We start from the raw sequence: 26,703 nt of genomic DNA on the forward strand, positions 1-26,703 counted from the left end.
CCGTTCCCGGCCGGCATGGCGGCGGGCTTCGGCTTCGCTGACGCGGAGGCCGCGGGCGCCTGCCCATCCGCGCGCGACACCGAGCCACCCCGTCCGCGCCCCTTGGCCAGCAGCCCTTCGGCGACCAGTGCGTCCTTCACCTCGTGATACTCGGCGTCGTCCAGATCCGGCAGATGGTTGCGAAGCTCCGTGATCAATGCCTGGTTGCCGATGGTAGACCCGTCGGGCGGGACCAGATCGAGGATGAGGTCGCGAAGGGTCTGAACAGTATCACTCATTGCAGAATTCCCTGTGCCGTCTGGCTGATCTGGTCCCTGTTGAGCAGCACGATCTGCTGATCTTGTGGTCGCCGCGCGCCCGGGTCGGTGTCGAGCCCAAGCCGCCGGAGCGCGTAGTAGAGCAGCGCGCGCCGCACCTTGATCTTCGCCTTGCCGCCCCGCATGCCGTAGTCGAGGGCGATGACCTTGGCCTGCGTTTCCGAGAGCTCGGGGTGGGGGCCGACTTCCAGCGTGACAAGACCAGATCGCGACCGGTCACAAACAGGCCCAGATCGAACAACTCCCGCCCCTGGAATTACAAAGCTGACATGTGACCGGGGCAACGCTTACCTTCATCAGGCCGGACTCCAATCTCATCTGGGGGAAAAATCCTGTGGCAGGCCACCGCCAGCCGCACCCGGAGCACCGGGCCCATGGCTGCGGCCGCCCCGAGGTCGCCGCCGCGCTCGAAGGCCTGCTGTCCGCCAGCGAACTTGAAATCGAGACGGCGGATGATGTCGCCACGGCGGTGTTCAAATGCCGCGACGGCGGGTTTGGCTTTGCCGATCTTATGATCGCGGCCGCGATGCGCCGGGCGGATGCCAGTCCGCTGGTGACCTTCGATCGCAAGGCCGCCAGAATCCACGGGGCGGACTTGTTGAAAGCGTAGGGCGTCACCCCGCGCGCCCGCTCAGCGGCAATCTCGCCCCCTGTATTGGGGCGATCGGCATCCAATGGCGCCCTCCCGAAAATTCCGTCCAGATGCTCCTTGGGCGCCGCACTTGAAGTGCGGATCCAGCCCTGACCACATCCCCGCCTGAAGAAGCGCGCGCCAAAGGCCCGCCGCCGCGTGGGCGATGACAGGCCGGGCGGCTCGAAGCCGCCCGAGTCTGACGCCGGAGAACCGGGCGCCGGCGCCGCGCGCCGGTTCAGAGCCAGCCGGCGACGAAGAATCCGGCGAACAGGATCAGCCCGGCCTGTCGATTGTCGCGGAACAATTCGCGACACAGCGCCGGGTCGTCGATGTCGAGCCGGCGCAGCTGCCAGGCCAGCCGCCAGCCATAGGCCCAGCAGCCGGCGATCACCGCCAGCGGCGCCAGCAGCGACGCCTCGCGGGTCGCCAGCAGCCCCGCCGCCAGCGCCGCCAGCACCGCGACGATCATGAACCCCAGCAGCCAGCGTTCGGAATGTCGGCCGAACAGGCGGGCGGTGGACTTGACGCCGATCAGCGCGTCGTCCTCCTTGTCCTGATGGGCGTAGATGGTGTCGTAGAAGATCGTCCAGGCGATGCCGCCCATATACAGCGTGACCGGCGCCCAGCCGAGCGAACCGAAATGCGCCGCCCAGCCCATCAGCGCCCCCCAGTTGAAGGCGATGCCGAGAAACAGCTGCGGCCACCAGGTCACGCGCTTCATGAAGGGGTAGATCGCCACGGGAAGCAGCGCCAGCGCCCCGAGCCCGATGGCGAAGGGGTTGAAGGTGAGCAGCACCGCGAAGGCCAGCAGCGCCTGCGCGATCATCCAGGCGATCGCCTGTCGCACGCTCACATGCCCCGCGGGGATGGGGCGCGACCGGGTCCGCGCCACGCTGCCGTCGATGTCCCGGTCGCTGATGTCGTTCCAGGTGCAGCCGGCCCCGCGCATGAGAAACGCGCCGATGGCGCAGGCGGCGAAGATCCACAGGTCGCGCGGCCCCCAGCCCGCCGGGTCCGCCGCCGCGGCCAGCGCCAGCCCTTGCCAGCACGGGATCAGCAGCAGCCAGGTCCCCGCCGGGCGGTCGGCGCGGCTGAGCCGCAGATAGGGGCGCGACCAGGCCGGCGCGAACCGGTCCACCCAGTTGCGCGCGGCGGCGTCGGCGACGCGGCCGTCATCCGGGCCGGGGGGCGCGGCGGCGGGGGCCGCATTCGGGGTCGCCGGCCGATTCTCCGCCTGAATAGCCGGCCGATCCGGGGCGCCTTCGCGCGGGGGCTCGCCGGCGATCTTCCCGGGGGTGCGATCCGGGCTTTCAACCGGGGGGCGGCTGTGGGTATCGTCTGGTTTCATGGAGGCGGTTATGACAGAGCGGCGGGCGAAATACAGGCTTTTTGCGCGGGTTCTTGCAGCGAGTCGCGTCCGCGCGGCCATGCGGGGCCGGCGATGATTCATCCTCCGGCGCCACGGGGTCCGGTTCCGGGCGGCGGCCCGTTTCGCCCCGAGGCGGCGACGCTGCTGGGGCGTTGGGCCGAACCGGCGCTGGCGCTGGGGCTGGCGGCGGGGCTGCTGTGGACCGGCGGGCGCGCGATATGGCGCGTGGGGGCGCTGGCGGGCTGGCCCGGCTGGCTGCTGGTGGCGCTCGGGGCCGCGTCGCTGATGTGGTTCCGGGCGGCGTTCGCCCATGCGCGGCTGAGCGGTTCGCGGCCCGGGCCGGGGGTGGTGCAGATCGACGAGCGGCGGATTTCCTATTTCGGCCCCCATGGCGGCGCGGTCCTGGCGCTGGCCAGTCTCGGATCGATCCATATCGAGAGCGGCCCGGCGCCGGTCTGGGTGCTGCGCCAGCTCGACGGCTCGCCGTTGCGCATCCCCGCGGGGGCCGAGGGGGCGGATGTGCTGCCCGAGGCCTTCGCGGCGCTTGACGGGTTCTCGCCGACCCGCGCGGTCGCGGCGCTGGCGGCGCCCGGCGTCGCGGCGGCGCTGGTCTGGCGAAGGTAGCGGCGTGGGCGCGCCCCTACTAAAGGCTTGCCCCCGATGCGCGGGCCAGAGCTTGCCTCGGGCCGTGGCTCCGCCTAAATGTCATCGTTCAGCCGGTTTCAGACCGATCGTTCCAGAATGCCTGCGCGGGAGGCCTTGCGCCGATGTCCATTCCTCAAAGCGGCGGCGGCCCGATCGAGCGCCATGAACAGCTGGCCCAGTATCTCGCCGACGGCTGCAAGCCCAGATCCGCCTGGCGCATCGGCACCGAGCATGAAAAATTCGGCTACTGTCTGAAAACCATGAAACCGCTGCCCTATGCGGGGCCGTGCTCGATTCTCACGGTGCTGGAAGGCCTGCGCGACCGCCATGGCTGGGCCCCCGTCGAGGAGGCGGGCAAGCTGATCGGGCTGGAGAAGGACGGCGCCAACGTGTCGCTGGAGCCGGGCGGCCAGCTTGAACTGTCCGGCGCGCCGCTCGAAAGCATCCACCAGACCTGCGACGAGGTGAACGAGCATCTGCGCGAGGTCAAGGGGATCGCCGACGAGACCGGGGCCGGGTTCATCGGCCTCGGGGCCGCGCCGATCTGGAAACACGAGGACATGCCGGTGATGCCCAAGGGCCGCTACCGGCTGATGACCGACTACATGGGCCGGGTCGGCAGCCACGGCACGCAGATGATGTATCGCACCTGCACGGTGCAGGTGAATCTGGATTTCGGGTCGGAATCCGACATGGTGCGAAAGTTCCGCGTGGCGCTGGCGCTGCAGCCGCTGGCCACGGCGCTGTTCGCCAATTCGCCGTTTTTCGAGGGCAGGCCGAACGGGCATCTGAGCTGGCGCTCGCGGATCTGGCGCGACCTCGATCCCGATCGCACCGGCATGCTGCCCTTCGTGTTCGAGGACGGCATGGGGTTCGAGCGCTACGTGCAGTACGCGCTCGACGTGCCGATGTATTTCGTCTACCGCGACGGCGTCTACATCGACGCGCTGGGGCAGAGCTTTCGCGATTTCCTGCGCGGCGCGCTGCCGGCCCTGCCGGGGGAAAAGCCGACCCTGTCGGATTGGGCGGATCACCTGACCACGCTGTTCCCCGAGGCCCGCATCAAGCAGTTCATGGAGATGCGCGGCGCCGATGGCGGCCAGTGGCGCACGCTTTGCGCGCTGCCCGCCTTCTGGGTCGGGCTGATGTATGAGCAGGACGCGCTGGACGCGGCCTGGGATCTTTGCAAGGGCTGGAGCGCGGCGCAGCGCGACCAGCTGCGCATCGACGCCTCGGTGCAGGGGCTGAAGGCGGAGATCGACGGCCGCTCGCTGCGCGACGTGGCGCGCGACGCGCTGGCCATAAGCAAGGCGGGGCTGGCGGCGCGCGCCCAGCCCGGCGCCGGCGGGCTGCTGGCGGACGAGACCCATTTTCTCAACGCCCTGCACGAGATCGTCGCGCGCGACGAGACCCCGGCCGAGGAGCTGCTGGCGCGCTATCACGGCGAATGGAACGGCGATTTGAATCGCATCTACGCCGAATACAGTTACTGAGGGCGGCTGTCGGGCCGCGCGCGCACGCCGGCGATGGCGCGGATCAGCAGCAGGGTCATGGCGCCGATCGCCGTCATCACCAGGATCGCCGCCGGGGTCGCCTGCGCGCCCTCGAAAGCCCAGGCGCTGAAGGCGATGAACGCCGCCCCCGCCGCGGCCCCGGCCAGCGCGAAGGCGAGGATCGCGCGCATGCGCCGCAGCCACAGGATCAGCACCGCCGCCAGGGCGAAGCTGAAGCCGAAGGCGGTGAGGGCCGAGACCGCGATCAGGGCGATTTCCCGGGTCTGGCCGCGCACCTCCGCGCCGTCGCTCATGGTCATGCCGGCGATGACGAAGCCCGCGGCGGTGGCCAGCGCCGCCATGATCAGCGGCGCCATGATCATCGCCAGCGTCAGGCGCAGATAGGGGCGGGCCACGGAATCGCCCCACCAGTCGCGTGAAAAGCCGTTGTTCATGGTCGGGACGCTAGATCAGCCCGCGCGGGCTGTCCAGCGCCGGCGGGGCCCGCCGCCCGGCGCCGCGCCGCGATGGTCGCGCCCAGCCGGATCGACACCGTGACCGCGCTGGCGGCGCCCGCCCAGATCCAGCTCCAGTTGAGCATTTCGCGCAGGAACAGCGTCGCGTCGCCGGCGCCCACCGCATACCAGGCCGAATACAGCGTCAGCAGCGCGGCGGAGACCCCGGCGCCGAGCGCCGCCGCGCCCCAGCCGAATCCGGCGCGGCGCAGCGCCAGCCAGGCCAGCGGCAGGGCCGGGATCAGCGCGATCAGCCACAGCGCCAGCACCGCGCCGGCGCCGCCGAACCAGGCGAACACGTCCCAGCGGTTGAAGCCGGTGAGCGCCGCCAGCGGCGGCAGGGTCGAGGCCAGCAGCAGCGCCGCCGCCGCCCCCGCCGCGGCGGGGGGAACGAAGGCGCCCCAGAGCAGATCGACGGCGCGCAAGGGCGGCGCGGGGCGGGGGGCTGGCATGGGCGGCGGGGCTCCGGGTCATGGCCGGGACGGCGGGCGGGGCGCAAGGCGGCGACCCCGCCCGCCGTCTTGCGCGGGATCGGCGTTGCGGGTCAAGGGGCGGCGGGCCGGCCATGCGCCGGGTCCGGCGACGCCGCCGCCTGCCCGGCGCATCGGCAAGGGGATCGGAGTTCAGATCAGGAAGTTTTCGATCGTAATCTCCCCAAGGTCAGCCCCGTTGATCACCAGCTGATCGTCGCCAAGATTGAACACCAGCGCGGTATCCGTCCGGGAGGCGGAATCGAGCAGCCCCTCGAAGCTGCTCACCGAGGCGTGGCCGCGCAGATCGATGACATCGGTGTTGACGGCGCCGAACAGCCCGCTGCTGAAATCGGTGATGACGTCGCGCCCGTAGCCGGTCGAGAACACGAAGACATCGTCGCCGCCGCCGCCGGCCAAGAGGTCGTTTCCGCCGCCGCCGTCGATCCGATCGGCGCCGAAGCCGCCGGCAAGGTCGTCCTTGCCGGCGTCGCCGAACAGGCTGTCATTGCCGCCGCCGCCGGCGACGGTGTCGTTGCCGCCGCCGCCATGAACCACGTCGGCGCCGCCGCCGCCCAGCACCCGGTCGGCCCCGGCGCGGCCGTTCATCACGTCGCCGCCGGCGTTGCCCTTCAGCAGATCGGCGCCGCCGTTGCCGATCAGCTTGTCATCGCCGGCGCCGCCGAACATGCGGTCGGCCCCGGCGCCGCCGAACATCCGGTCATTGCCGACGCCGCCGAACATCTTGTCGTCGCCGCCGCCCCCGACCACCCGGTCATTGCCGGCGTTGCCCAGCAGCCGGTCATTGCCGGCGTCGCCGAACACCTTGTCGGCGCCGCCGCCGCCGATCACCCGGTCATTGCCGCCGCCGCCATGCAGGATGTCATTGCCGAGGCCGCCCTTGAGGATGTCGGCGCCGGCGCCGGCGTTGAAATTGTCATTGCCGCCGCGCAGATCGAAAATGTCGTCGCCGCGCAGGTTGATCGGCACGTTGTCGCCGATGCGCGCGCCCGCGGCGGCGATGTCGGCGACGTTGTCGCCGATGTAGTGCCAGTCCCGGGACATCAGGAAAATCTCGACGGCGGGGGAGTTGGAATCGTTGTCCTCCTGCTCGGCGATGCTGGCGATCTGGGCGATGTTCATGTTCATGTTGGTCGTCGTCGCGACCAGCGCGCCGTTGTTGGAGGCTTTCCAGGTTTGCAGCAGGCCCTTGGCGACGGTGTCGGTGATGACGATGCCGGTCCCGGTGAATGCATTGACGCCGCCGAATAAATTTATCGTGAAGCTGGTGGGTGTGACCTTGATCGGGTCGCCCTCGGTGATCAGATCGCCCAGATAGGTTCCGTATCCCACAAAATCGATGCCGCTGCCCGGCTTGATCACAACCTTGATTCTGGCCATGCCAGATCTCCTCTTTCGCTGGTTCGCGTCCCGCGCGGCGCAAGGCCGGCCTCACGGGCGGCCCCGGATATCGCCGGTTGGATCGCCTCGGACCGGCGACGCCGACGGCGGAATCATCCTCCCGTTCCCGCGGGTTTGCAAGGCGCCACCGCGTCGCGCCGCCCTGGCGGCCGCCCGGCGCCGCGGCAGTCAGCCCGCGGCGCCGCCCACGGTCAGCCCGTCGATCAGCAGGGTGGGCTGGCCGACGCCCACCGGCACCCACTGCCCGGCCTTGCCGCAGGTGCCCATGCCCTGATCCAGCCGCATGTCGTTGCCGATCATGCGGATCTTCTTCAGCGCCGAGGCCCCGTCGCCGATCAGCGTCGCGCCCTTGATCGGGTGCAGCACCCGTCCGTTTCGCACCCGGTAGGCCTCGGTGCAGGAAAACACGAACTTGCCGTTGGTGATGTCCACCTGCCCGCCGCCGAAATTCACCGCGTAGATGCCGTCCTCGACCGCCGCCACCACGTCCTCGGGGGCCGCGTCGCCGCCGAGCATGATGGTGTTGGTCATGCGCGGCATGGGAATGTGGGCGTAGCTTTGCCGCCGCCCGTTGCCGGTGGGGGCGACGCCCATCAGCCTTGCGTTCTGGCGGTCCTGCATGAAGCCGGTCAGCACCCCGTCCTCGATCAGCGTGTTGCGCGCCGATGGCGTGCCTTCGTCGTCGAAGCTGATCGAGCCGCGCCGGTCGGGGATGGCGCCGTCATCGACCACCGTCACCCCCGGCGCGGCGATGCGCTGGCCCATGAGCCCGGCGAAGGCCGAGGATTTCTTGCGGTTGAAATCGCCCTCCAGCCCGTGGCCGACGGCCTCGTGCAGCAGGATGCCGGGCCAGCCGGGGCCGAGCGCCACCTGCATCACCCCGGCGGGGGCGTCCTCGGCCTCGAGATTGACCAGCGCCTGGCGCAGCGCCTCGTCGGCCACGGATTTCCAATGCGCCGGGTCCATCAGCGATTCGACCCCGGTGCGCCCGCCGCCGCCCGCGGACCCGGATTCGCGCCGCCCGGCCTTTTCCACGATCACGGACACATTCATGCGCACCAGCGGGCGGGCGTCGGTCAGGCGCGCGCCCTCGGGGCGCAGGATCTCGATTTCCTGCATCGAGGCGGCGAGGCTGGCGGACACCTGCACCACCCGCGAATCACGCTCCCGCGCATAGGCGTCGATCTCGGCGAGGGTTTCTATGCGGGCGGCGAAATCGGGGCCCTGGAACGGGTCCTCGTCGGTGTAGAGTCGCCGGTTGGTGGCGGGCGGCGGCGGGGCGATGCACGCCGCGCCGCCGCCGCCGCGCGCGGCGAGCTTCGCGGTCCGGGCGGCGCGCTTCAGCGAGGCCTCGCTGAGATCGGTGGAATGGGCGTATCCTGCGGTCTCGCCCGCCACGGCGCGCAATCCAAAGCCCTGGCCGCTGTCATAGGAGGCGGTTTTCAGCCGCCCGTCGTCGAACAGCAGCGATTCCGAACGTCGGCGTTCGAGGAACAATTCGCCGTCATCGGCGCCGGCGGTGGCGTCGCGCAGGATCGCCAGCGCGGCGGTCTCGTCGAGCGCGTCGTCGAACGGGCGGAAACGGTCGGTCTGGGTCATGGCTCTGGTCCCGTCTGGCGATCCGGCGCGCCGCTGCGGCGGATTGTCTCAACTTGGCGAGGTCGCGGCAATTGGTTGCAGTTGCAACTCTCATGCTTTGCTTGCCCTAGTTACGCCAATATGCGCATAGGTTACACAAGGAAAACACGGAGGCGGCCGGCCAAAGGCCGCAGCCATGGCGGGCGCGGCGCGCCGGCGGCAAGGAACGGGTGAGACATATGCGGTTTGCAAGACTGGCGGGCTCTGTGAAGGGCGGAATGAAAGCGTCGCTTTTCACGGCGATCGCAGGCGGGATTCTGGCGACGGGCGTCATGCTGGCGACCGGCGCCGCGGCGCAGGAAGCCGGGCTGGGCATTCCAGTCCCCGGCGGGATCGCCATGCAGCCGCCGGCCACCGAGGTGGCGGTGGATCAGCAGTGGATGGACGATTTCCTGCTGATCATCACCGGCGTGATCACGCTGTTCGTCACCTTGCTGATGGTCTACGTGTTCTTCCGCTTCAACGAGAAGACCAACAAGGTGCCGGCCCGCTTCACCCACAATTCGCTGGTCGAGGTGGTGTGGACCGTGGCGCCGATCATGATCCTTGTGGCGGTGGCGGTGCCCTCGATGCAGCTGCTCAACAAGCAGGTGAACGCGCCGGACGCCGACATGACCATCAAGGCCACCGGCAACCAGTGGTACTGGTCCTACGCCTATGCCGACGAGGGGCTGGAATTCGACAGCTTCCTGGTCGCCGGCGGGTTCAAGGATTACGACACCGCGCTGGCCGACGAGGACACCCGCGCGGCGATGGAGGCCGCCAACGTGACCCGCGACACCTGGCTGTTCCAGACCGACAACGAGGTGGTGGTGCCCGTGGGCAAGGTGGTGCGCCTGCAGGTCACCGGCGCCGACGTGATCCATTCCTGGGCGATCCCGTCCTTCGGCGTGAAGATGGACGGCGTGCCGGGGCGCTTGAACGAGACCTGGTTCCGGGTCGATCGCCCGGGCGTCTATTACGGCCAGTGTTCGGAACTGTGCGGCAAGGATCACAGCTACATGCCCATCGTGGTGCGCGCCGTGTCCGAAGCCGACTACGCCGCCTGGGTGAAGACCGCCTCCGAGGAATTCGCCGTGGCGCCGCGCGCCGCCGCCGTGGACGTGGCCTCGGCCGAGTGACCCTGAGCCGGGCGGCGGTCCCGCCGCCCCGCGCATTGCAACCGGAGTCCCCATGACCGACGCCGCCTCGATCCCCGAGACCGCCCCCGAGCCGGATTTCGCCGATTACGTGGCGCTGCTCAAGCCGCGGGTGATGTCGCTGGTGATCTTCACCGCCGCGGTCGGGCTGATCGCGGCGCCGGTCCCGGTGCATCCGGTGATCGCCATCGCCGCGATCCTGTGCATCGCCGTGGGGGCCGGGGCTTCGGGGGCGCTGAACATGTGGTGGGACGCGGACATCGACGCGAGGATGGCGCGCACGCGCGCCCGCCCGGTGCCCGCCGGCCGGCTGCGCGGCGACGAGGCGCTGGCCCTGGGGCTGGCGCTGTCGCTGCTGTCGGTGATGATGCTGGGGCTGTTCGCCAATCCGCTGTCGGCGGCGATCCTGGCCTTCACCATCTTCTTCTACGTGGTGGTCTACACCATGTGGCTGAAGCGCGCGACGCCCCAGAACATCGTCATCGGCGGCGCCGCGGGGGCGTTCCCGCCGGTGCTGGGCTGGTCGGTGGCCACCGGCGGCGTGTCGCTGGAGCCGCTGCTGATGTTCGCGCTGATCTTCATCTGGACGCCGCCGCATTTCTGGGCGCTGGCGCTGTATCGCAACGAGGATTACAAGCGCGCCGGCATCCCGATGATGCCGGTGGTCAAGGGCGCGCGCTCCACCCGCAACCAGATCCTGGCCTATTCGATCCTGCTTGCGGCGACGGCGCTGGCCCCGGCTTTCACCCAGATCGGCGGCTGGCTGTATCTGGCGGTGGCGCTGACCATGAACGCGCTGTTCCTGCGTTGCGCCTGGCGGGTGTTTCGGCGCGAGGAGCCCGAGGCCGTCGCCGACGGCTACGCCGCCGAGCGGTCTTTGTTCCGGGTTTCGATCGTCTATCTCTTCGCCCATTTCGCGGCGCTGATGGCCGAGGCGCTGCTGCGCGCCGGCCTTGGCGACTACGCCGCCGCGCTGACGCTGTTCTGACAGGAGACACCGGCATGATCGTCAAGGAACATGAACTGCACAAGCGCCGCCGCGGCCGCAATCTGGCCCTCGGCGGCGTGCTGCTGGCCTTCGTGGCGCTGGTCTTCGCGGTCACCATGGTGAAGCTGGCCAACGGCCAGATGATTCAGGGGTTCTGATCATGGCCGATCGCGCCTCGCCTTCCGATCCCCGGCCCCGGCGCGACCCGCGTGCCCGGGGCTCGGCGCGCATCGCCTTGCGGCTGGTGGCGCTGGTGGCGGTGATGGGCGGGCTCAGCTTTGCGGCGGTGCCGTTCTACAACTGGTTCTGCCGGGTCACCGGCTATGGCGGCACCACCGGCGTCGCCGAGGCCAACAAGCCCGTGGAGGTGCTGGAGCGCACCATCAAGGTGCGCTTCGACGGCAATGTGGAAAAGGGCATGCCCTGGGATTTCCGCCCCGAGACCGGCGAGGTGGAACTGCGCATCGGCGAGACCGGGCTGGCCTTCTTCGAGGCCCACAACCCCACCGACCGGGTGATCGCCGGCACCGCCAGCTACAATGTCACGCCGTTTTCCGCCGGCGGCTACTTCACCAAGATCGATTGCTTCTGCTTCACCGAACAGGTGCTGCAGCCGGGGCAGACGGTGATGATGCCGGTGACCTATTACGTCGATCCGGAGATCGTCGACGACATCGAGGCGAAATACGTGCGCACCATCACGCTCAGCTACACCTTCTACGAGACCGACCTGCCCGAAGGCGCGTCCGGCGAGGAACCGTCCCCGGCGACAGGCGCGGCGACGCTGAACTGACGCCCGGCGTTCCCACCCCCGAGACACGAGGCCAAGACACGACGCCCGAGACACGACGCCCGAGACGCAACGCCCAAGACATCGACCGAACACCGCAGACAGCATATCGCAGACCGCACCGGACCAGGCATTCAGGCAAGTGCGGCGCATACCGGCGAGGAGACCCAGATGGCTCACGAAAAGAACCACGACTACCACATCCTGCAGCCCAGCCCGTGGCCGCTGATGGGCGCGCTCGGCGCCTTCATCATGCTGTTCGGCGCGGTGATGTTCTTCCACGGCAACGGGCCGTGGATGGCGCTGATCGGGCTGGCGCTGGTGCTCTACGTGATGTTCGCCTGGTGGTCCGACGTGATCAAGGAGGCCCAGGTCGGCGATCACACCCCGGTGGTGCAGATCGGCCTGCGCTACGGGATGATCCTGTTCATCACCTCCGAGGTGATGTTCTTCGTCGCCTGGTTCTGGTCGTTCTTCAAGCACGCGCTCTATCCCATGGGCGAGATCGAGGGCTTCGAGGTCGCCGCGGCCAGCTGGCCCCCGGCGGGGATCGAGACTTTCAACCCCTGGCATCTGCCGCTGATCAACACGCTGATCCTGCTGGCCTCGGGCTGCCTGGCCACCTGGGCGCATCACGCCATCGCCCATGACAACGACCGCAAGACCATGGCCAACGCGCTGGTGGGCGCGGTGCTGCTGGGGATCCTGTTCACCATCACGCAGGCCTATGAATACAGCAACGCGGGCTTTGGGTTCTCGAACAACATCTACGGCGCGAATTTCTTCATGGCGACGGGCTTTCACGGGTTCCACGTCATCGTCGGCACCATCTTCCTGGCGGTGTGCATGATCCGCGCCTATGCCGGGCATTTCACCGCCGAACGTCATATCGGCTTCGAGGCCGCGGTCTGGTATTGGCATTTCGTCGACGTGGTCTGGCTGTTCCTGTTCGCCGCCGTCTACATCTGGGGCGGCTGACGCGCCGCGTCGCGCCGACCGGGCGCGCGCCTGCGCCATCGCGACCACCGAGGGCGGCGCCGCTGGCGCCGCCTGACTGCTTTCGGGGCCTGACCCGCGCCGGACCCGCGCCGGCCCTTTCCAGCCAGGACAACCAATCGGAACCGCCATGAACCGCGCCCTGATCGCCGCCATTCTGTTCGGCCTGGCCGGGGTCTCGATCCTCGTGGGCCTGGGCCAGTGGCAGCTGAACCGCCTGGCGTGGAAACAGGCCCTGGTCGGGGAGCTGGAGACCCGGCTGTCCGCCGATCCGGTCCCGCTGCCCGCCGCGCCGACCGAGGCCGATGACGAATACCTGCGGGTGGCGGTCGCCGGGCGCTTTCCGGCGGGCGAGGAGATCCACGCGCTGGTCTCCATGCCGCCGCTGGGGCCGGGGTTCCGGGTGATCTCGGCCTTCGAGACCGCGGGCGAAAACGGCGCCCCGCCGCGCCGCATCCTGGTGGATCGCGGCTTCGTGCCCGAGGCGCTGAAATCCGAACCGCGCCCGGCGCTTGACGCCGAGGTCACCGGGGCGCTGCTGTGGCCCGACGAGGTCGACGGCTTCACCCCCGACCCGGATCTGGCGAAGAATTTCTGGTTCGCCCGCGACCTGCCGCGCATGGCCGCGCATCTGGGCGCCGAGCCGATCCTGGTGGTGGCCGAGACCGCGCCCCCGGGGATCGACTGGCCGCGCCCCTGGCCGGTGACGGTCAATCTGCGCAACACCCATCTGGAATACGCCGTCACCTGGTTCGGGCTGGCGGCGGCCTGGGCGGGGATGACCGTGGGGCTGATCCTGCGCATTCGCCGGCGCGGCGGTTTCTGATCCCCGACGCGCTCGACCCCCTGACGCTCTCGCCCGGCCGGCGCGGCGGGCGGGCGGAAACGATCGGCAAACTTCACGCTCAGTTGTTTCGGTGTGATTGGCGCGGCCGGGCGTCGCAACGCATCCTTCCCCATGAGCGGGGCGGCGTTGGTCGCGGCCTCCGACAGTCGAACAGAAAACCGATACGTTTCAGGGAGTTCAGACATGAAAAACACTATCCGCGTCGCGTTGGCGGCGACCGGCCTGGCCTTCGTCGGCTCCGCCGCCCTGGCCGCGCCCTGCGCCACGGACACCGCGCGCGACCAGATCACCAGCGCCGATGCGGAGGCGATCTACGCCTGCCTGTCCGCGCGTATGCAGAAGGGCTACCAGAAAGGCCCCAAGCGCTGGATCCCGAAATCCTACGTCGCGGAGTATCGCAACTGGACCCGCGTCAGCACCCTGCCCGCCGAGCCGGGCGTGCATGGCGGGCGTTTTCTGCTCACCTATGTGAACGACAAGGGCGCCGACGCCTATCTGGAATTCAAGGAAGAGGGCGCGCGGATGCCCGTGGGCACGGTGATCGCCAAGGAAAGCTTTTCGATCAACGGCAAGGGCAAGGGCAGCCCCGGGCCGCTGTTCATCATGGAGCGCGTGGCCGACGAGCAATCGCCCGAGACCAAGGGCTGGTATTACATGATGGTGTCGCCCAAGGGCCAGCCGCAGGCGGTCAACGTGGTCACCGCCTGCGCCGACTGCCATAACGGCTTCGAAGGTCAGGACAGCCTCGGCTATCCCGAGGAGGAGGTGCGGCTCAGCCGCTGAGTCCCGCTGGCTGATCCCGGACCGCGCCCCGCGGGGCGCGGTTCAGGCGTAAAGGTCCGCACGGCTCGGGGGCGCCGGGGGCGGGCCTTTCGCGGTCTTGCCGGCCAGTGTCTGGTAGATCCGCGCCGAACCGCGCTGGAACGCCAGCGAACAGCCTCCCAGATAGGCGACCCACAGCCGGTAGGTCTCGGGGCCGACAAGCGCCTCGGCCTCGGCGCGTCTTGCGGTGAGGCGCTCGCACCAGATGCGGGTGGTGGCGGCGTAATGGATGCGCCAGCCCTCCAGGTCGAGGATCTCGAACCCGGTCTTTTCCATCTCTGCGATCGTGTGGCCGATATCGTCCAGCTCGCCCCCCGGAAAGATGTATTTCTGCAGCGCCTTCTGTTCGGGGCGCGCGGCGAAACGGCGTTTCCGGCGCTTGGCGCGGCGCGATATGGCGTGGTTGAGAAACAGCCCGCCTTCGGCCAGCAATCCGCGCAGCGTGGCGAAATAGGCCGGGATGTCGGCCAGCCCGATATGTTCATACATGCCCACCGAGGAAATCTTGTCGAAGGTCCCGGTCAGGGTCTTGTAGTCGCGCAGCTCCAGGGTGACCCGCGCCGACAGCCCGGCCCGCGCGTTGCGCTCGCGCGCAAATGCGATCTGTTCCTCGGACAGCGTCACCCCGTGGCCGCTGACCCCGTAATGCGTGACCGCGTGGCGCAGCAGCCCGCCCCAGCCGCAGCCGATATCCAGCAGCCGTTCGCCCGGCTTCAGGCGCAGCTTGCGGCAGATCATGTCGAGCTTGGCGGTCTGGGCGTCTTCGAGGCTCATGGCCGGGTCGGGGAAATAGGCGCAGGAATACTGCATGCCGGGGTCGAGAAACAGTTCGTAGAATGCGTTGCCCACATCGTAGTGAAAGCCGATGAAGCGCTTGTTGTCGCCCGCCTTGCGCCCGGCGCCTTCGGACCGGGCGCCGAAATCGCGGCTGGCGTCGGGCGAATCCGCCGGGCCGGTCAGCAGCGGCCAGAGCGCGCGCAGCAGCGCCGGCTTGCTCACCTGTTTCAGCCGCCGGCGCGCCGCCGTGTCGAGCGCGAAGGGCGCGCCGAAATCCACCAGCGTGCCGCCCTCGAAATCGATGCGGCCATGGGCGTAATGGCGGATCAGGCGATCCAGCGACGGGCGGCGCAGCAGCGAGGTCAGCACCCCCGGCGAATTGACGGTCAGCATCAGCCCCGGGGTGACCTCGGCGCCCAGCGGCTCCACCGATCCGTCCCAGAGCCGCACCGAGAAATGCCCGTCCAGGCGATCGCGCAGCAGGGCGATGGCGGCGCGCGCCGCCGCCAGCCGCCGCGCATCGCCGCGGGTGTTCTTCCGGTTGGTCTCGCCCATGCCCGCGCTCCTGCGTCTGCCGTCCGGCGCAGGATAGCGCGCGCCGCCCGGGCGCGCCATGCGGCCGGGGCGGGATTCGCGGCGGACATGTCCGCAGGGATCAAGCCGCATGGGGCGATCCGCGTGAAGCCTATTGCGCGGGCGGGAGGGGGTGGTACCGACGCCCCGAATTGAACGGGGGACCTCTAGATCCACAATCTAGCGCTCTAACCAACTGAGCTACGTCGGCACTGGCGGCTGAAATACGCGCTCGGCGCGGGCATTGCAAGACCCAGCTTGCGCCCGGATCGCGTCGGGGATAGCAGGGGGCGGGGAGGATTGCGCATGGGCATCAATTCGCAGAGCGACGTGGCGGCGGACATCCAGATCGGCCCGACGACCGAGGGCATGGTGCGCATCTACATCGAGGGCGAGGGCGTCAGCCTGCCGCTCGATTTCGACCCGGAGGAGGCCGAGGAGATCGCCGACGAACTGCGCATGGCCGCCGCCAGGGCGCGGGCCGCGCGCGGCGGGCGATCCGGGCGGCGCGGGCGCGACGGGCGCTGAAATCCCCGGAGGCCGGGGCGCCGTTCAATAGGCGGTGTAGGATTTTTCCTCGATCAGCGGCGAGTCCAGCAGCAGGTTGATTTCGCGCTTGGCGGCGGCGCGCTGGTCGTTGGTGTGATAGACCGCGCGCGCCAGCCCGATGAACCCCGAATCGAACTGGCCCTGGGCCTCGCAGGCGCGGATGTCGTCTTCGATCTCCCACAGGGTCTCGTTGATCTCCAGCAGCGTGGCGGTGAGGTTTTCCAGGCGTTCCGAGCGCGTCAGGGCGCGGTCGCGGGCCTCGGTCAGCAGCGCCAGTTCGCGCGTCACGTTGGCGCGCTGGGCGCGGTTCTCGATGCGGCGCGCCTTGATCTGCAGGATGGTGATCCTGTCGATGAGTTCGCCGGGCGAGATTTCGATGCGGATGGGGTCGTTCATGCGCGCCGCCCCTTCGGCGCGCGCGCCGCCGCGCGGTCGCGCAGCGCCGCCGCGACCTCGGCCATGACGCCGTCCCAATCCCCCGGCGCCCGCTGGCGAAACAGGCGCATGGAGGGATGCCAGGGGGTGGCCGCGCCATCGGCGCCATAGAGCCAGTAGGCGGAATAGGCGAGCAGGTTCCAGACCTCGGCGCCCAGCGACGCGGCCAGATGCGCCACGGCGCTGTCGATGGTGATCACCAGATCCAGCGCCGCGATCATGCCTGCGGCGTCGGCGAAATCCCGGTCGTCGCCGGCGGCGTCGATGATCACCGCGCTGTCAGGGGATTGGCGGAACGCGTCCAGCAGCGGCCCCTTGTAGAGGCTGAACAGCTGCACCCCGGGCACGTCCGCCAGGTCCATGAACCAGTGCGGCGCGACGCTGCGCTTGTGGTTGGCCTTGTAGGTGATCGAGCCGGACCAGACCACGCCCACCTTCAGCATGGCGGCGAAAGGCGCGGCGATGCGCGCCCCCCGCGACCGCGCATCCGCGGGAATCGAGAGCGCGGGCGCCGGGGGCAGGGCGTCGATGCGGGCGTTCAGCAGCCTTGGCAATTCCATCATGGGCACCACATAATCCACCACTGGTTTACGCGACCCTACCGGCAGCAATGCGTCCACGCCCCGCAGGCCGTCGAACAGCCGCAGCAGCGGCGGCTTGCAGGCCAGCGACACATGGCCGCCGCGCGCCTTCAGCCCCGGCAGGAACCGCGCCATCAGCAGCGTGTCGCCGAATCCCTGCTCGGGCAGCGCCAGGATGCGCTTGCCGTCCAGGGCCTCGCCGTTCCATTCCGGCTGCTTGTGGTCGGGGCGGGTCAGTTCGCCGATCTCCCAACGCGCGCCGAACCCGGCGAAGCCGCGGGGATAATCGCCCAGCGCCAGCAGCGCCATGGCCCGCTGCAAGCGCAGTTCGGCGTCGTCGGGAAAGCGCTTCAGCCCGGTTTCGGCCGCCGCCACGGCCTCGTCAAACCGATTGAGCGCGCGCAGGGTGACCGCGACCATGGCGTGGGCTTCCGGGGATTTGGGGCGCCGCGCGCGCACGCGGCGGCGCAGCTCCAGCGCCTCGTCCAGAAAATCCGCGTCCTGCAGCGCATTGCCCAGATTGTTGACGATGCCGAGATCGTCCGGGGCCAGCGCCGCGGCGCGCCGCTGGCAGGACACCGCCTGTCGGTAGTCGCCGCGCTTGCGCAGCAGGGCCCCGAGATTGGTCCAGACGCCGCTGTCCCCGGGGCGGATGCGCAGATAGGCGCGATAGCCGGCGAAGGCGCGATCGAGCCGGCCCGCGTGGTGATCGCTGATCGCCGCCCGGCGCAGCGCCGCGGGCGCGACGCGGGGCGGCGCATCTGCGGGGGCCGGATCTTGCGCGCCGGCGGGGGCGCCGGAGGGGGGCGGGCCGTGCATGGAGGCGATGCCGAAGGCTCCTGTGGCTGCGGGAACGGCCGCCGAACCGGGCGGGCCGCAAAGGTTAACGCCATGAGGGAAGCCCGGCTGCGCCCTGTCAAGCCTGCGCGCCGCGCTCATTGGCCCGGGAAAGCGCAATTTGCGCGCCTTCGCCGGCTCGCCGGCCTTTTATTGCCCGCATGGCTTCGCTAGACAAAGGCGCGACACGGCTGGACCGAGGCAGACAACCCGCCGCAGGAGAGGCCCGACCATGACCCAGGACCCCGACACCGCGCTCGGCGCCCCCGCATCGCTGGATTTCGCGCTGGACCGCGATCTGGTCGAGGAGATCCGCGCGCGCATCGAGGCCGGGGACCGCGACCGCCTGCTGGCGCTGGTCGACCCGCTGCACGAGGCCGACCTCGCCGACCTGTTCGAACAGATCCGCCCGGACGAACGCAACGCCATGGTGCGCCTGCTTGGCGGCGATCTCGACCCCTTCGTGCTGTCCGAGCTTGAGGAGGGCGTGCGCGACGACGTGCTCGACGCCATGGCGCCCGAGGATCTGGTGGCCGCGGTCAAGGAACTGGACGCCGATGACGTGGTCGATCTGGTCGAGGATCTGGACCGCGAGACCCAGGGCCGGGTGCTGGACGCGCTGGCGCCCATGGAGCGCAGCGCCGTCGAGCAGTCGCTGCTGTATGACGAGGACACCGCCGGGCGGCTCATGCGCCGCGACATCGTCACCGCGCCGCCGGTCTGGACCGTGGGGCGGATGATCGATTCCATGCGCGCCGCCGACGACCTGCCCGATGAATTCCACGACGTGATCCTGGTGAACCCCAAGATGCGCCCGGTGGGCATGGCGCCCCTGTCGCGGATCATGGGCGCGGCGCGCGAGGTGACGCTGGAGACGCTGAAGCGCGAGGAGATGCATGTCATCCCCGTGGACATGCCCCGCGACGAGGTGGCCTACGCCTTCAGCCAATACCGCATGATCGCCGCCCCGGTGGTCGATTCCGACGGTCGGCTGGTCGGGGTGATCATGTTTGACGACGCCATGGAGGCCATCGACGAGGAGGCCGAGGAGGATCTGAAGCTTCTCGCCGGCGTCGGCGACGAGGAACTGTCGGACAGCGTCTGGGAAACCGCCATGGCGCGCTTCCCCTGGCTGGCGGCCAATCTGGCGACGGCGATTCTGGCCAGCCTCGTCATCATGCTGTTCGACGACGTCATTCAGGCGGTGGTGGCGCTGGCGGTGCTGATGCCCATCGTCGCCTCCATGGGCGGCAACGCCGGCACCCAGACCCTGACGGTGGCGGTGCGCGCGCTGGCCACCCGCGACCTCACGCCGGCCAACGCCTGGCGCATCATCCGCCGCGAGGCGCTGGTGGGGCTCAGCAACGGCTTCGCCTTCGCGCTGCTGATCGGCGGCATCGGGTATTTCTGGTATGGCGACGCGACGCTGGGGCTGGTGCTGGCGACGGCCATGGTGGTCAACCTGCTGGTCGCCGGGCTGGCGGGGATCATGATCCCCATCGGCATGGACAAGGTCGGCGCCGACCCGGCGCTGGCCTCGGGCACCTTCGTCACCACCGTCACCGACGTGGTGGGGTTCTTCGTGTTCCTGGGGTTGGCGCGCCTCTGGCTGATCTGACCCGGCCGGCGCCGGCCGGGCCATGGGCCGGCGCGCGACCCCGGCGGGGGTTGACCCGGCGGCGGCGCCCCTGTCCATTGTGCGCGACCCCGAACGCGCCGATACCGGCCAGCACAGGAATGCGCCCGTGACCCAGATTCCCGCCTCCATCGACCAGACTCAGGCCATGCTCGCCGACGTGGGCTATGTCGCGGACCGCGCGCTTTCGACGGTGGTGTTCCTGGCGCTGAAGCTGGGCCGGCCGCTGTTTCTGGAAGGCGAGGCCGGGGTCGGCAAGACCGAGATCGCCAAGGCGCTGTCGGCGATGCTCGACCGCCGCCTGATCCGCCTGCAATGCTACGAGGGCCTGGACGCCGCCTCGGCGGTCTATGAATGGAATTTCCCGGCCCAGATGGTGGCGATCCGCACCGCCGAGGCGGTGGGGACCGAGGATCGCGAGGCGCTCACCGAGGAACTGTTCTCGGACGAATTCCTCATCGCCCGCCCGCTGCTGGAGGCCATGCGCCCGCAGCCCGGCGGCGCGCCGGTGCTGCTGATCGACGAACTCGACCGCACCGACGAACCTTTCGAGGCGTTTCTGCTCGAGGCGCTCAGCGATTTTCAGGTGACGATCCCGGAACTGGGCACGGTGAAGGCCGAACGCCCGCCCATCGTCATCCTGACCTCCAACCGCACGCGCGAGGTGCATGACGCGCTGAAGCGGCGGTGCCTGTATCACTGGGTCGAATACCCGGATTTCGAACGCGAGCTGGCGATCCTCACCGCGCAGGTCCCCGAGGCGCAGGAGACCCTGAGCCGCGAGGTGGTGGCCTTCGTGCAGAAACTGCGCGGCGAGGACCTGTTCAAGCGCCCCGGCGTCGCCGAAACCATCGACTGGGCGAAATGCCTGGTGGCGCTCGACGCCATCACGCTGAGCCCGCAGGTGATCGCCGACACGCTGGGCGCGATCCTGAAATACCAGGACGACATCGCCAAGCTGCAGGGGTCCGAGTCCAAGCGCATTCTCGACGAGGCCAAGCGCGCGCTGGAGCCCGCGTAAGTGGTCGGCATCGCCGATCTGGCCGTCCCCGAGGATGGCCGTCTGCCCGCCAACATCGTGCATTTCGCCCGCGCGCTGCGCAATGCCGGGCTGCCGGTGGGGCCGGGGCGGGTGGCCGAGGCGATCCGCGCGGTGGAGGCGGCGGGCTTCACCGACAAGCGCGATTTCTTCTGGACGCTGCACGCCTGTTTCGTGTCCCGCCCCGAACACCGCATCGTCTACGGGCAGGTGTTCCGGCTGTTCTGGCGCGATCCGCAGTTTCTGGAACACATGATGGCGATGATGCTGCCCATGGTGCGCGGCGCCAACGAGCCCCACAAGCCGCAAGACGCCGAACGCCGCGCCGCCGAGGCGCTGCTGACCGGCGCCGACGCGCCGCCGCCGCCGCCCCGCGACGAGGACGGCACGGAGATCGAGATCGACGCGACGCTGACCTTTTCGGCCGATGAAAAGCTGAAGACGCTGGATTTCGAGCAGATGACCGTGGCGGAGGCCGCCAGGGCCCGCGCGGCGATCGCGCGCATGCAATTGCCGGTGAAGCCCATCGCCTCGCGCCGCACGCGGCCGTCGGCAACGGGGCGGCGCGCGGATTGGCGCGCCACCATGCGCGAGGCCATGCGCTACGGCGGCGAGCTGCGCGGGCTGCGGATGCGCGCCCGCACCCTGCGCTGGCCCAATCTGGTGGCGCTGTGCGACATTTCCGGGTCCATGTCGTCCTATTCCCGGATGCTGCTGCATTTCCTGCATGCGGCGTCGAACGCCAGGGGCGCGGGCTGGGCCAAGGTGCACAGCTTCACCTTCGGCACGCGGCTGACCAACATCACGAGGCATCTGCGCCAGCGCGACGTGGACGCGGCGCTGCGCGCGGCGGGCGCCGAGGCGCAGGATTGGGAGGGCGGCACCCGCATCGGCGAATGCCTGCACGTCTTCAACCGCGACTGGTCGCGAAGGGTGCTGGGGCAGGGCGCGGTGGTGCTGCTGATCACGGACGGGCTGGACCGCGACGACCCGGACCGCCTGGCGCGCGAGGCCGAACGCCTGCGTCTGTCGGCGAAAAAGCTGATCTGGATAAACCCGCTGCTGCGCTGGGACGGCTTCGCGCCGCGCGCCGGCGGGGTGAAGGCGCTGCTGCCGCACGTGGACAGCTTTCGCGCCGGGCACAATCTTCAGTCGCTCGAACAGCTGGCCAGCGCCCTGACCCGCCCCGATGATCTGGGCGAAAAGGCGCGGCTGATGCGGCTGCTCGACTAGGGGCGGGACTGGGGCCGCGATTGGGGCCGCGATTGGGGCCGCGATTGGGGGCTCGACTGGCTGTTCGACTGGCTGTTCGACTGGGGGCGCGGCGCCGGCTTGCAGTCGGGCGAGGCCAGCGCGGTCGCCGCCGGGTCATGCCAGCGCAGCAGCAACCGGCGCGGCAGGCTGCGCATGACAAACCCGTTTTCGCCCGGCGCGGCGCTTGGCCCGGGATAGGGGTCGCGGTCGGCCTCGCCGCCGTCGCGCGGGAAACGGCGGCGCTGCGCGGCATTGGCGCGGTCCACCAGCGCGGTCGAGGAAAAATCCAGGAACACCGCGTGCAGCACCCCGCCGGGCGCGCCCGCGCCGCCCGCCACGCCGATCGAATCCCAGATCGCCTCGAAACGCACCGGGCGCCCGCCCCGGCGCGCATCGAGGCAACGGCGATCCTCGGGGCCGAATTTTTCGCGCAGCGCCGCCATGATCGCGGCGAAATCCACCGGGCGCGCGTCCACGCGGCGGCGTTCGAACAGGATCTGGCGCAAGCCGCCCTCGGGGGTGCGCTGGAACAGGGCGCGAAAGCGCAGCCCGGCGATCTCCGTATCCAGCGCCTGATCGGCGAACATGCCGCCGCCATAGGAAAACCGCCCGTCGAGCGGGGCCAGCCCGGGCCCGATCGCCACCGCCAGCGCCGCGCCGTCCATGCCCCATTGCGCGCGCAGCCAAAGCGGCGGCCCGGCCTGCGCGGCCCCGGCGGGTTGCGCCGGACCGGCGATCCATCCCGACAGGGCGAGGGCGGCGATGCGGCATGCGAGCGACGGGCGGGAAATGGCGGCCTCCTTTGCGGCGGTCCATTGAATATGGGGCGCGCGGCGGGGTTTTCACGGGCGACGCCCGGCAGGGCCGACCGACGGGCCCGCCCGCCCGCCGGAAAACCGACTCCGCTTTTCGGCGGCGACGCGCTATCAAGCCTGCGAACCATGCGGAGCGGACCATGCGGATGATCGAAAGCATTGCGGATCTGGAGGCGCTGTACGGCGCGCCGGCGCCTGCGGCGCTGACCAAGGTGACCCGGCGGCTGACGCCCCTGTATCGCCGGTGGATCGGGGGCGCGCGCTTCGTGGTGCTGTCCACGACCGGCCCCGAAGGCACGGATGCCAGCCCGCGCGGCGATGACGGGCCGGTGGTCGAGATCCAGGATGACCGGACCATCCTGCTGCCCGACTGGCGCGGCAACAACCGCATCGATTCCCTGCGCAACATCGTGCGGGACGGGCGGGTGAGCCTGATGTTCATGATCCCCGGCTGCGACAACGTGGTGCGGGTCAACGGCCATGCGGGGCTGAGCGCCGATCCGCGCCTGACGGGGCGGTTCGAAAAACGCGGCCTGCGCCCGAAGACCGTGATCGTGACCGATGTGGACGAGGCGTATTTCCAATGCGCCAAGGCGCTGATGCGATCCGGGCTCTGGACCCGCGGCGACGAAAGCGCGCGGGCGCCGACGGCCGGGGATTTCCTGCGCGAGATGCAGGCGGGGTTCGACGCCGCGGGCTATGACGCGGGCTATGCGGATCGCGCCCGGTCGCGGATGTGGTGACAGCGCGCCCGGTTGCACTGGAAACCCCGGCGCGGGCGCGCCATACTCGGGGCTCTCCTGCCGCCACTGCGCGCCAAGGCCAAGGCGCGCGAGAACCGGATGCCCCGCCATGCCCCTTGCGACTCATGACCGCATACCCGAAGCCGCGCTGGCCTGGATCGACGCGGGCAAACCGGCGGCGCTGGCCACGGTGATCCAGACCTGGGGTTCGGCGCCCCGGCCCGCGGGCAGCCAGCTGGCGATATCCTCGGAGGCCGAGATCACGGGCTCGGTGTCGGGCGGCTGCGTGGAAAGCGCGGTGGTGGTCGAGGCGCTGGAGGCGTTGGAGGACGGCGCCTGCCGGATCCTCGAATACGGGGTGAGCGACGAAGACGCCTTCGCCGTGGGCCTCGCCTGCGGCGGCGCCATCCGCATCATGGTCGAACCCATCGGCGTCGGCCAGGGGCCGGACGTGGCGCTGATCCGTGACCTGGCCGCGGCGCGCGCCGACCGACGGGCGCTGGCCTATGTGGTGGGGCTGAAGGACTGGTCGCGGCTGCTGCTCGACGGGGCCTGCGGATCGCCGCTGGGCGAACAGGTGCGCGCCGGCATGCATGCGGATCGCTCCGGCATGATCGAGGTCGACGGCGAGGACTGGTTCATCGGCATCCACAACCCGCCCCTGCGCATGATCGTGGTGGGCGCGGTGCATATCGCCCAGCCGCTGATGCCCATGGCGCGGCTGGCGGGCTATGACGCGACCCTCGTGGACCCGCGCGAGGCCTTCGCCGCCGACGCGCGGTTCCCGGGCGAGACCATCCTGCGCGACTGGCCCGACGAGGCGCTGGACGCGCTGGGGCTGGACGCGCGCACCGCGGTGGTGACGCTGACCCATGACCCCAAGCTCGACGATCCGGCGATCATGCGGGCGCTGCGCTCGGACGTGTTCTATCTGGGGTGCCTGGGGTCGAAGAAGACCCACGCCAAGCGGGTGACGCGGCTGCTGGCGGCGGGGTTCGGCGATGATGACATCGCCCGCATCCACGCCCCGGTGGGGGCCGATATCGGCGCCCGCACCCCGGCCGAGATCGCCCTGGCGGCGCTGGCCCAGATCACCGAGCGCTTGCGCCGCCCCGATACCCGCCCCGATACCCGCACCGATACCCGCCCAGATACCAAGTCCGGCGCCCGCCCCGACACCCGGTCTCACGACCGCCCCGGCGCGGCGCCGTCGCGGGATTCAGCCCTTGCCTGAGCGCGCGACGTGAGGTTCGGCCCGATCCCGCTTGCCGAGGCGCAGGGCGCGGTGCTCGCGCATTCGCTGACGCTGGCGGGACGGCGGCTGAGGAAAGGCGCGGTGCTGGGCGCCGGGGATCTGGCGGCGCTCGCCGCGGCCGGGATCCATGAGGTGATCGCCGCAAGGCTCGACCCCGCCGACATGCCCGAAAACGCCGCCGCCGCGGCCATCGGCGCGGCGCTGGCCCCGGATCCCGCCGCGCTGGGGCTCAGCCTCAGCGCGCCCTTCACCGGCAGGCTCAATGTCTATGCGCTGGGCGCCGGGGTGCTGCGGGTCGACGCGGCGCTGGTGGACGCGGTGAACGGCATCGATGAATCGGTGACGCTGGCGACGCTGCCCGATCACGCGCGGGTGGCGCCGCGCCAGATGCTCGCCACCGTGAAGATCATCCCCTACGCCGCCCCGCGCGACGCGGTGGCGGCGGCGCGGCGCGCATTGGGCGGGGGGCGGGCGCTCAGGGTGCACGGGCCGGTCCTGGCGACCGCGTCGATCGTGCTCACCCGCACGCAGGGCATGAAGGCGCGGCTGCTGGACAAGGGCGCCGCGGCGATCGGCGCCCGGCTCGCCGCCTTCGGGGTCGCGGTCAGCGACGAGGCCCGCATCCCCCATGACACCGCCGCGCTGGCCGGGGCGGTGCGCGCCGCGCGGGGCGAGGCGGTGCTGATCCTCGGCGGGTCGGCCACCTCGGACCGGCGCGACGTGGGCCCGGCGGGGCTGGAGGCGGCGGGCGGGACGGTCAGCCGCTTCGGCATGCCGGTGGATCCGGGCAACCTGCTGTTTCTGGGCGCCACCGCCGACGGGCGTCCGGTGATCGGCTTGCCGGGCTGCGCGCGATCGCCGGCGCTGAACGGCGTCGACTGGGTGCTGGAACGCGTCATCTGCGGGCTCGCGGTCAGCGCCGGCGACATCGCGCGCATGGGGGTGGGCGGACTGCTGAAGGAAATTCCCTCGCGCCCGCAGCCCCGCGCCGGCGGCGCGCGCACCCCGGCGCGCCCGGTCGTGGCGGCGGTGCTGCTGGCCGCGGGGGCCTCGCGGCGCATGGGCGGGCGCGACAAGCTGCTGGAAGACATCGACGGGGACCCTCTGCTGCGCCGCGCGGCGCGGGCGCTGATCGCCAGCGCCGCCGACGAGGTGCTGGCGGTGATCCGCCCCGGCGACGGCGCGCGGCGCGCGGCGCTGGCGGGGCTGGATCTGCGCATCGTCGAAAACCCTGCGGCGGCGGAGGGCATGGCGTCCTCGATCCGCGCCGGGCTGGCGGCGCTGCGCGAGGACGCGGACGCCGTGGCGCTGTGTCTGGCCGACATGCCGGACCTGGGCGCCGCGCATCTCGACGCGCTGATCGCCGGGTTCGATCCGGGCGAGGGGCGGGCGATCTGCCGCGCCGCCGACGCGGCCGGCCGCCCCGGGCATCCGGTGCTGTTCGGGCGGCGGTTCTTCGAAAGCCTGGCGCGGCTGAGCGGCGACGAGGGTGCGCGCGAGGTGCTGCGCGCCAACGCCGATTTCGTCATCGACATCCCCACCCCGGGCGGCGCGGCGCGCGTGGATCTGGACACGCCGGAGGCCTGGGCGGCGTGGCGCGCGGGCCGGGGCGGGGGCCGGGGCGGGGATCGAGACGCGGAAGGCGGCGGCGATGGCGGCGGGGCGCCCGGTCCGGTCAGGGCGAAGGGAGCCTGAGCACCTTTTTCTCGCCGCCGCGCGTCAGGCGCAGGCGATCCCCGGCGATGTCGGCGACGCGCCAGCCCTCGATCACCTGCCCGGGGCGCACGCGCTGAAAGCTGCCGTCGGGCATGCGCAGCAGGGCGCGCCGGGCGCCGGGCTTGCCGTAGACCCCCATCAGCGAAACGCCGTGGAAATGCCCGTCGGCGCGGCGGGTGGCGGCCGGGCCGGCGGACAGCGGCGGGGCGCCCGGCCGCACATTCGCCAGCGAAGGCGCGAAGGCCACGGATTTGCGCGCCGCGCGCCGCGCCTCGATGCGGGCGGCGGCGCGGATTTCGGCCTGAATCCGGGCGATGATCGAGGCCGGGCGCGGCTTGGACGCGTGCCCCGCGAAGCGGGCCGGCGCGCGGGATGGCGGGCGCCGGCGCGGGATGGGCGAGGCGTCCG

28 protein-coding genes, 1 tRNA gene and 1 pseudogene are annotated in these 26,703 nt (G+C 70.6%); 17 read left to right on the top strand and 13 right to left on the bottom strand.

Annotated elements, in window-relative coordinates:
- Together AC1HC7_RS12190 and AC1HC7_RS12195 are read right to left on the bottom strand one after the other, a co-directional pair.
- Window positions 1-278: hypothetical protein (locus AC1HC7_RS12190; protein ID WP_479499057.1), on the bottom strand; the 278-nt coding region annotated here is incomplete at its 3' end.
- Entirely contained in the window at window positions 275-601 is a 327-nt protein-coding gene (locus AC1HC7_RS12195; RefSeq protein WP_479499058.1) for a BrxR family transcriptional regulator, read from the bottom strand. The genes AC1HC7_RS12190 and AC1HC7_RS12195, both read right to left, overlap by 4 nt.
- Between AC1HC7_RS12195 and AC1HC7_RS12200 the strand changes: the two genes are divergently transcribed.
- Complete coding sequence (locus AC1HC7_RS12200; RefSeq protein ID WP_479499059.1) at window positions 589-927, top strand: hypothetical protein; 339 nt, start codon at window positions 589-591, stop codon at window positions 925-927. The genes AC1HC7_RS12195 and AC1HC7_RS12200 overlap by 13 nt on opposite strands.
- A 259-nt stretch (window positions 928-1,186) precedes the next feature.
- On the opposite strand, the gene ubiA is transcribed toward AC1HC7_RS12200, so the two are convergent.
- A complete protein-coding gene (gene ubiA, locus AC1HC7_RS12205; RefSeq protein WP_479496577.1) occupies window positions 1,187-2,299 on the bottom strand; it encodes a 4-hydroxybenzoate octaprenyltransferase in 1,113 nt (370 codons plus the stop codon).
- A 93-nt stretch (window positions 2,300-2,392) separates the two neighbouring features.
- Between ubiA and AC1HC7_RS12210 the strand changes: the two genes are divergently transcribed.
- Window positions 2,393-2,944: a hypothetical protein gene (locus AC1HC7_RS12210; RefSeq protein WP_479496578.1), complete on the top strand. Its 552-nt coding sequence runs from the start codon at window positions 2,393-2,395 to the stop codon at window positions 2,942-2,944.
- 143 nt (window positions 2,945-3,087) lie between these two features.
- Complete coding sequence (locus AC1HC7_RS12215; protein WP_479496579.1) at window positions 3,088-4,458, top strand: glutamate--cysteine ligase; 1,371 nt, start codon at window positions 3,088-3,090, stop codon at window positions 4,456-4,458.
- On the opposite strand, the gene AC1HC7_RS12220 is transcribed toward AC1HC7_RS12215, so the two are convergent.
- The 4 genes from AC1HC7_RS12220 to tldD all read right to left on the bottom strand — a co-directional run bounded on the left by AC1HC7_RS12220 (window position 4,452) and on the right by tldD (window position 8,464).
- Window positions 4,452-4,913: a hypothetical protein gene (locus AC1HC7_RS12220; protein WP_479496580.1), complete on the bottom strand. Its 462-nt coding sequence runs from the start codon at window positions 4,911-4,913 to the stop codon at window positions 4,452-4,454. The two genes, AC1HC7_RS12215 and AC1HC7_RS12220, sit on opposite strands and share 7 nt — an antisense overlap.
- Window positions 4,910-5,425 carry a hypothetical protein gene (locus tag AC1HC7_RS12225; protein ID WP_479496581.1) on the bottom strand — a complete coding sequence of 172 codons (516 nt, stop codon included), beginning with the start codon at window positions 5,423-5,425 and terminating at the stop codon, window positions 4,910-4,912. The genes AC1HC7_RS12220 and AC1HC7_RS12225 overlap by 4 nt, the downstream gene beginning before the upstream one ends.
- A gap of 171 nt (window positions 5,426-5,596) precedes the next feature.
- Entirely contained in the window at window positions 5,597-6,844 is a 1,248-nt protein-coding gene (locus tag AC1HC7_RS12230) for a calcium-binding protein (RefSeq protein ID WP_479496582.1), read from the bottom strand.
- 189 nt (window positions 6,845-7,033) lie between these two features.
- Entirely contained in the window at window positions 7,034-8,464 is a 1,431-nt protein-coding gene (gene tldD / locus AC1HC7_RS12235; protein ID WP_479496583.1) for a metalloprotease TldD, read from the bottom strand.
- Between the two features lie 257 nt (window positions 8,465-8,721).
- Here tldD and coxB point away from each other — a divergent pair, with 257 nt between their 5' ends.
- The 7 genes from coxB to AC1HC7_RS12270 all read left to right on the top strand — a co-directional run bounded on the left by coxB (window position 8,722) and on the right by AC1HC7_RS12270 (window position 14,046).
- Window positions 8,722-9,624 (top strand): cytochrome c oxidase subunit II, encoded by a 903-nt coding sequence (coxB, locus tag AC1HC7_RS12240; protein WP_479496584.1) that lies wholly within the window; start codon window positions 8,722-8,724, stop codon window positions 9,622-9,624.
- Between the two features lie 52 nt (window positions 9,625-9,676).
- A complete protein-coding gene (cyoE, locus tag AC1HC7_RS12245) occupies window positions 9,677-10,630 on the top strand; it encodes a heme o synthase (protein WP_479496585.1) in 954 nt (317 codons plus the stop codon).
- 14 nt (window positions 10,631-10,644) lie between these two features.
- Window positions 10,645-10,788, top strand: coding sequence for a hypothetical protein (locus tag AC1HC7_RS12250; protein WP_479496586.1), 144 nt, complete (start codon window positions 10,645-10,647; stop codon window positions 10,786-10,788).
- A 2-nt stretch (window positions 10,789-10,790) separates the two neighbouring features.
- Window positions 10,791-11,423, top strand: a complete 633-nt coding sequence (locus AC1HC7_RS12255; RefSeq protein ID WP_479496587.1) for a cytochrome c oxidase assembly protein — start codon at window positions 10,791-10,793, stop codon at window positions 11,421-11,423.
- A 168-nt stretch (window positions 11,424-11,591) separates the two neighbouring features.
- Entirely contained in the window at window positions 11,592-12,398 is an 807-nt protein-coding gene (locus AC1HC7_RS12260; RefSeq protein ID WP_479496588.1) for a cytochrome c oxidase subunit 3, read from the top strand.
- Window positions 12,399-12,546: 148 nt separating this feature from the next.
- The gene (locus tag AC1HC7_RS12265; protein WP_479496589.1) at window positions 12,547-13,242 is read left to right on the top strand and encodes an SURF1 family protein; all 696 of its coding nucleotides are present in this window, start codon (window positions 12,547-12,549) and stop codon (window positions 13,240-13,242) included.
- A gap of 204 nt (window positions 13,243-13,446) precedes the next feature.
- On the top strand, window positions 13,447-14,046 hold the full coding sequence (locus AC1HC7_RS12270; RefSeq protein ID WP_479499060.1) for a cytochrome P460 family protein: 600 nt from the start codon (window positions 13,447-13,449) through the stop codon (window positions 14,044-14,046).
- A 42-nt stretch (window positions 14,047-14,088) separates the two neighbouring features.
- Here AC1HC7_RS12270 and AC1HC7_RS12275 read toward each other — a convergent pair whose 3' ends face one another.
- Both AC1HC7_RS12275 and AC1HC7_RS12280 read right to left on the bottom strand, forming a co-directional pair.
- Window positions 14,089-15,417, bottom strand: coding sequence for a class I SAM-dependent methyltransferase (locus AC1HC7_RS12275; protein WP_479496591.1), 1,329 nt, complete (start codon window positions 15,415-15,417; stop codon window positions 14,089-14,091).
- Window positions 15,418-15,569: 152 nt separating this feature from the next.
- Window positions 15,570-15,646, bottom strand: a tRNA-His gene (locus AC1HC7_RS12280).
- A gap of 95 nt (window positions 15,647-15,741) precedes the next feature.
- On the opposite strand from AC1HC7_RS12280, the gene AC1HC7_RS12285 reads away from it, so the two are divergent.
- Entirely contained in the window at window positions 15,742-15,963 is a 222-nt protein-coding gene (locus tag AC1HC7_RS12285) for a DUF6324 family protein (RefSeq protein ID WP_479496592.1), read from the top strand.
- A gap of 24 nt (window positions 15,964-15,987) precedes the next feature.
- Here AC1HC7_RS12285 and AC1HC7_RS12290 read toward each other — a convergent pair whose 3' ends face one another.
- Both AC1HC7_RS12290 and AC1HC7_RS12295 read right to left on the bottom strand, forming a co-directional pair.
- Window positions 15,988-16,380 (bottom strand): DUF6165 family protein, encoded by a 393-nt coding sequence (locus AC1HC7_RS12290; protein ID WP_479496593.1) that lies wholly within the window; start codon window positions 16,378-16,380, stop codon window positions 15,988-15,990.
- Window positions 16,377-17,819 carry a tetratricopeptide repeat protein gene (locus tag AC1HC7_RS12295; protein ID WP_479496594.1) on the bottom strand — a complete coding sequence of 481 codons (1,443 nt, stop codon included), beginning with the start codon at window positions 17,817-17,819 and terminating at the stop codon, window positions 16,377-16,379. Before AC1HC7_RS12295 ends, AC1HC7_RS12290 begins: the two co-directional genes overlap by 4 nt.
- Before the next feature lie 250 nt (window positions 17,820-18,069).
- Between AC1HC7_RS12295 and mgtE the strand changes: the two genes are divergently transcribed.
- From mgtE to AC1HC7_RS12310, 3 genes are all read left to right on the top strand, one after another.
- Entirely contained in the window at window positions 18,070-19,455 is a 1,386-nt protein-coding gene (gene mgtE, locus AC1HC7_RS12300) for a magnesium transporter (protein ID WP_479499061.1), read from the top strand.
- A 127-nt stretch (window positions 19,456-19,582) separates the two neighbouring features.
- Window positions 19,583-20,494, top strand: a complete 912-nt coding sequence (locus AC1HC7_RS12305; protein ID WP_479496596.1) for an AAA family ATPase — start codon at window positions 19,583-19,585, stop codon at window positions 20,492-20,494.
- Complete coding sequence (locus AC1HC7_RS12310; RefSeq protein WP_479496597.1) at window positions 20,495-21,745, top strand: vWA domain-containing protein; 1,251 nt, start codon at window positions 20,495-20,497, stop codon at window positions 21,743-21,745.
- Here the strand turns inward: AC1HC7_RS12310 and AC1HC7_RS12315 are convergent.
- A complete protein-coding gene (locus tag AC1HC7_RS12315; RefSeq protein WP_479499062.1) occupies window positions 21,742-22,431 on the bottom strand; it encodes a hypothetical protein in 690 nt (229 codons plus the stop codon). The two genes, AC1HC7_RS12310 and AC1HC7_RS12315, sit on opposite strands and share 4 nt — an antisense overlap.
- 290 nt (window positions 22,432-22,721) lie before the next feature.
- Here AC1HC7_RS12315 and AC1HC7_RS12320 point away from each other — a divergent pair, with 290 nt between their 5' ends.
- From AC1HC7_RS12320 to AC1HC7_RS12330, 3 genes are all read left to right on the top strand, one after another.
- The gene (locus AC1HC7_RS12320; RefSeq protein ID WP_479496599.1) at window positions 22,722-23,324 is read left to right on the top strand and encodes a pyridoxamine 5'-phosphate oxidase family protein; all 603 of its coding nucleotides are present in this window, start codon (window positions 22,722-22,724) and stop codon (window positions 23,322-23,324) included.
- A 109-nt stretch (window positions 23,325-23,433) separates the two neighbouring features.
- Window positions 23,434-24,558 (top strand): XdhC family protein, encoded by a 1,125-nt coding sequence (locus AC1HC7_RS12325; protein ID WP_479499063.1) that lies wholly within the window; start codon window positions 23,434-23,436, stop codon window positions 24,556-24,558.
- A gap of 9 nt (window positions 24,559-24,567) precedes the next feature.
- The gene (locus tag AC1HC7_RS12330; protein ID WP_479496601.1) at window positions 24,568-26,274 is read left to right on the top strand and encodes an NTP transferase domain-containing protein; all 1,707 of its coding nucleotides are present in this window, start codon (window positions 24,568-24,570) and stop codon (window positions 26,272-26,274) included.
- On the opposite strand, the pseudogene AC1HC7_RS12335 reads toward AC1HC7_RS12330, so the two are convergent.
- Window positions 26,255-26,703 (bottom strand): annotated as a pseudogene (locus AC1HC7_RS12335) (hypothetical protein); the annotation flags it as partial. The gene AC1HC7_RS12330 and the pseudogene AC1HC7_RS12335 sit on opposite strands and share 20 nt — an antisense overlap.

The sequence above is a fragment of the Oceanicella sp. genome (assembly GCF_056449545.1).

Bases quoted from the DNA above. Each gene is read 5' to 3' on its own strand.
- ubiA (WP_479496577.1), bottom strand. From the start codon at position 2,299: ATGAAACCAGACGATACCCACAGCCGCCCCCCGGTTGAAAGCCCGGAT.
- AC1HC7_RS12210 (WP_479496578.1), top strand. From the start codon at position 2,393: ATGATTCATCCTCCGGCGCCACGGGGTCCGGTTCCGGGCGGCGGCCCG.
- AC1HC7_RS12215 (WP_479496579.1), top strand. From the start codon at position 3,088: ATGTCCATTCCTCAAAGCGGCGGCGGCCCGATCGAGCGCCATGAACAG.
- AC1HC7_RS12220 (WP_479496580.1), bottom strand. From the start codon at position 4,913: ATGAACAACGGCTTTTCACGCGACTGGTGGGGCGATTCCGTGGCCCGC.
- AC1HC7_RS12225 (WP_479496581.1), bottom strand. From the start codon at position 5,425: ATGCCAGCCCCCCGCCCCGCGCCGCCCTTGCGCGCCGTCGATCTGCTC.
- AC1HC7_RS12230 (WP_479496582.1), bottom strand. From the start codon at position 6,844: ATGGCCAGAATCAAGGTTGTGATCAAGCCGGGCAGCGGCATCGATTTT.
- tldD (WP_479496583.1), bottom strand. From the start codon at position 8,464: ATGACCCAGACCGACCGTTTCCGCCCGTTCGACGACGCGCTCGACGAG.
- coxB (WP_479496584.1), top strand. From the start codon at position 8,722: ATGAAAGCGTCGCTTTTCACGGCGATCGCAGGCGGGATTCTGGCGACG.
- cyoE (WP_479496585.1), top strand. From the start codon at position 9,677: ATGACCGACGCCGCCTCGATCCCCGAGACCGCCCCCGAGCCGGATTTC.
- AC1HC7_RS12250 (WP_479496586.1), top strand. From the start codon at position 10,645: ATGATCGTCAAGGAACATGAACTGCACAAGCGCCGCCGCGGCCGCAAT.
- AC1HC7_RS12255 (WP_479496587.1), top strand. From the start codon at position 10,791: ATGGCCGATCGCGCCTCGCCTTCCGATCCCCGGCCCCGGCGCGACCCG.
- AC1HC7_RS12260 (WP_479496588.1), top strand. From the start codon at position 11,592: ATGGCTCACGAAAAGAACCACGACTACCACATCCTGCAGCCCAGCCCG.
- AC1HC7_RS12265 (WP_479496589.1), top strand. From the start codon at position 12,547: ATGAACCGCGCCCTGATCGCCGCCATTCTGTTCGGCCTGGCCGGGGTC.
- AC1HC7_RS12270 (WP_479499060.1), top strand. From the start codon at position 13,447: ATGAAAAACACTATCCGCGTCGCGTTGGCGGCGACCGGCCTGGCCTTC.
- AC1HC7_RS12275 (WP_479496591.1), bottom strand. From the start codon at position 15,417: ATGGGCGAGACCAACCGGAAGAACACCCGCGGCGATGCGCGGCGGCTG.
- AC1HC7_RS12285 (WP_479496592.1), top strand. From the start codon at position 15,742: ATGGGCATCAATTCGCAGAGCGACGTGGCGGCGGACATCCAGATCGGC.
- AC1HC7_RS12290 (WP_479496593.1), bottom strand. From the start codon at position 16,380: ATGAACGACCCCATCCGCATCGAAATCTCGCCCGGCGAACTCATCGAC.
- AC1HC7_RS12295 (WP_479496594.1), bottom strand. From the start codon at position 17,819: ATGCACGGCCCGCCCCCCTCCGGCGCCCCCGCCGGCGCGCAAGATCCG.
- mgtE (WP_479499061.1), top strand. From the start codon at position 18,070: ATGACCCAGGACCCCGACACCGCGCTCGGCGCCCCCGCATCGCTGGAT.
- AC1HC7_RS12315 (WP_479499062.1), bottom strand. From the start codon at position 22,431: ATGGACGGCGCGGCGCTGGCGGTGGCGATCGGGCCCGGGCTGGCCCCG.
- AC1HC7_RS12320 (WP_479496599.1), top strand. From the start codon at position 22,722: ATGCGGATGATCGAAAGCATTGCGGATCTGGAGGCGCTGTACGGCGCG.
- AC1HC7_RS12325 (WP_479499063.1), top strand. From the start codon at position 23,434: ATGCCCCTTGCGACTCATGACCGCATACCCGAAGCCGCGCTGGCCTGG.